Here is a 3,351-nt window from a genome sequence, read left to right on the forward strand (position 1 = left end):
GTCGAGGGAATCAACAATAAACTTAAACTAATAAAACGGAGAGGCTATGGCTTTAGAAACTTTCGGAATTTTTGGGTTAGAAGTATGTTATCTTGGCATCTTGTCTGTTGATTTAGCATAAAGGGTAACGAAGAGCCATAATTAGTGATAGGTATAGGTAACGAACTTGATAGGTAATATATTGACTGCGGACGACTAGGGGAAAAGCAATCAGAAAAAGATAACCCGGAATAATATAATAGCGATCGGAGTTACCCGGTGCTAGGGAAACAAACAATAAACAGAATAGGGGATATAAGTAGAAAAATACCTCCGTTTGTAAGTTATTAGCCGTGTTATTACTGATTAGCTTTTGTAATCCCCGCAGGATAAAAATACTTATGAGAGCTATCCAAGTAATTTCTAACCATTGTTTTTTCAAGACAGTTAACAGGCTGGAGGAGAGTCTTTCGATGACGATAATTCCTGAGATAGTGCCAAGAAAACTTTGGGAATGAATAGTCAGGAAGTTTCTCAATAAAAATAGTGATAGCAGTAGGAGAAAAACACCAGCTAACCAAGAAAATATTTGCTTAAACCGTGGTGGCAAGGATAAAATCTGGCTAATTTGTTGCTGCGTTCTGATAAAAACTTTACTAAAAAGAGCGAGAACTGCTAGGCTAATTATCAATAAAATATATCGATATGCTTGAAAAATTTCATCACTAATTAAAGGTTTAGTTACATAAATTATAGAAACGACTGTCAGGGATAAAAAAGATAAATAGAAAAGCTGGATCGTGGTTTTATTAAAATAACGTAGGTGCAGACTTAGAGCCGCCACAGTTAAACCGAGGGATTCAAAGATAAAGATAAAATGATTGATAACTCCCAGGGAAGTTATGAAAAGGAAAAGAAAGATATCGAGTCCAGTAAATTCATGATTTTTAAAGTACTTGAGAAGAAGCTTAAATTTAAGGGAAAGAAAGAATACTTGTAAAGCGAATACTTCCCAGGCTATTCTAGGAAAAAGCAGTAAAGAAGAACAAGATAGTAGTAAAAATAAGAAAAGAATACTCGTCTTTTGATCCACATATTTATTCAGGCTATAAACGACGATAATAAAACCTAATAGGTTAAGGAAAACCCCCAGTAATCGCAAGGAAAAAACTTTGATGCCTAGCAAGCGAAATGTTAGGGAAATTAACCAGCTATAGAAAGAGCTAGTATAGGTGTTTAGTCCGTGGAGCGATCGAGTTCCGTGGTGGAGGATTTCCCTGGCATTCAGTCCAAACCAAGCCTCATCTCCGTGCAATCCGGGGAAAGAGGAGAGGTTGACCGTCATGACAGAAATTATATAGATTAAAATCAGAAAACTTAGGCAAATTGACCAGATTTTAACTTTTTTCATGATCGAAGTTATCCCGCTTACATAATTAAATTTTTTTCTCTGCTTTTTAGACTTATTTTTGACAAATTTAGCAAGTTTGCCTAAGGATATATTATCCTACTCGCCAGCTTCTTTGAGATACTGATTGATATGATAATTCGGGTTAACTTGACAAGAGTTCGAGCGCCTGTAAACGCAAGTTCCGTTAAAGCATTTCTCCCGTTGATAATCTCCGACCGCGGCAGTGTCTTGGTTAAATAATAGATAATTAAAATAAGGTTGTAGTTCCTCGAAATTTTGGTTATCTTTAAGGAAATAAATCGGTACATCTTGGTGTAAGTAGGCGTATCCCCCCGTGTACTGCCACGCCAATCCTTTTACTCCTAAACCGCACAGTTTTTTCTCGCTACTTAAATACTGATAGGCTTGTAATTGTCCGCCGTGGGTTTGCCAGTGAGTATAGCCCGGTTTTTGCCAAGGCGGTCCGAAATTAAAAGTCTGGTCCGTATTAAAACGCCCCGCCAACAACCAAGAGAGAAAAGCCCAAAGAAGTAAACTACTAAAAATAACGATAGTTTTGCCGGCGAGGGAACCTCGCATTAACGATAAACGTGAGACGAGAGTGGCAGTCCCCAAACCAGCGAGAATAATAATTAGTGGTAAGGCGGGGAAAATAAAACGATATTCTTTGTGACCTAAAAAGCTGTGAGAGAGGATAATAACTAGGGCCAGAAGGGCGAGAATCCAGTGACGACGAGCAGCGATTGCACAGAAGACGAGGATCGGAAACAGCCACCAAGACCAATTGAGGGCTAACCAAGTAAAATATTGCTGCCAGGGGGATACGCCAAAACTATTAAATTTTCCTTCAAAAATATTAATCCAGATCAGTTTCCAAATCGATTGGAAGGGGGTGGACCAAGTGAAAGCGTCTAAAGCACCCCCCAGCAAAACCGGACCGATAAAACCGAGGGCAAGGGGCAGTAATTGTGGAAAATTTTTTTGTCTAACTTGATAAATGAGGGCGATGGCGATGGCAGGCAGTAAATGAAATCGAAGATAGGTGGTCAATCCGTAGAAAAACCCCGTCCAATACAGTCGCTGACGAGAGGGGGGATTTTTGCCGTAACATCCTAAATAAACGCCGACTAGCAGGGAATAAGCAGCAATAACTTCGGTGAAGGCTTTCGGGGCAAAATAGATAAATTCAAACCAAATCGCACAAATACCGCCGGTTAGGATAGCACCAGCCAAACCGATACTTTCGTAGGCGATCGAGAATCCGATCCAAACGGGGATTAAAGATAGTAAACTGAGGAAAATCTTGATGCTGGCCAGATAGCCACTGGCTCCTTCCGAAAAACCAGCAGTTAGCTTCATAATCCCGCCAAGAATCCCCGGAAATAACCAAGAACGAATCCCGTCCCGAAAATCCCAAGGTATCATCCCATTGCCAAAAGCTAGTCGATGACCCTGTTCTAAGGTCTGAAAAATTTCATCCGGCCAGAGAATATTAGGATAAGAGAAAGCGGCATTTAGACGCAGGAAAAGCGCAAAAATAAGGATTAATAACAACCAAACTCTAGAATAATTTAACTGACGAATCATGTTGGCAACTAAGGTAAAGATGTTGGCTTTAGGGGAAAATATAGGGATTTTTAACGGGGTAATTATTGTTACTGGGCTATCAAGCTAATGTTTTTTAGCATATTGCTGATGGTAATGTCAATCTCTTAAGTTATAGTTTAGTAGGGAGAAAGGGGGAACTTTTCTGTCAGAAATGAGTCCCTTGCCTAGAGTTGGTCTAAGGATGGGTTGACCATTTGATATCCCTGAGAATTTACTAATGGGACTTAAACGCCAAATAAAGATCAAATCGAGTATAATCGTTAAAGAGTAAGCACTTTACGTTGAAAGAGCAGCGATGAAAGAGACAACCCCAGCCGCGATGCCCCCATGCTTTGACCGATGGTGTCGGCGGT

The 3,351-nt window shown here is 39.9% G+C and carries 3 protein-coding genes; 1 reads left to right on the forward strand and 2 read right to left on the reverse strand.

The annotated features are described in order from the left end of the window. Positions 1 to 111, forward strand: a 111-nt coding sequence (locus O9295_RS24600) for a transposase (RefSeq protein WP_071784045.1), incomplete at its 5' end; no start/stop codon positions are given. Between the two features lies 1 nt (position 112). Here the strand turns inward: O9295_RS24600 and O9295_RS24605 are convergent. Both O9295_RS24605 and O9295_RS24610 read right to left on the reverse strand, forming a co-directional pair. Further along, a complete protein-coding gene (locus tag O9295_RS24605; protein ID WP_288035932.1) occupies positions 113 to 1,390 on the reverse strand; it encodes a hypothetical protein in 1,278 nt (425 codons plus the stop codon). Positions 1,391 to 1,486: 96 nt separating this feature from the next. Then, the gene (locus tag O9295_RS24610; protein ID WP_288035934.1) at positions 1,487 to 2,977 is read right to left on the reverse strand and encodes a glycosyltransferase family protein; all 1,491 of its coding nucleotides are present in this window, start codon (positions 2,975 to 2,977) and stop codon (positions 1,487 to 1,489) included. Positions 2,978 to 3,351: the final 374 nt, after the last annotated feature.

Source organism: Microcystis sp. LE18-22.4A (genome assembly GCF_027531105.1).
GTDB lineage: Bacteria > Cyanobacteriota > Cyanobacteriia > Cyanobacteriales > Microcystaceae > Microcystis > Microcystis aeruginosa.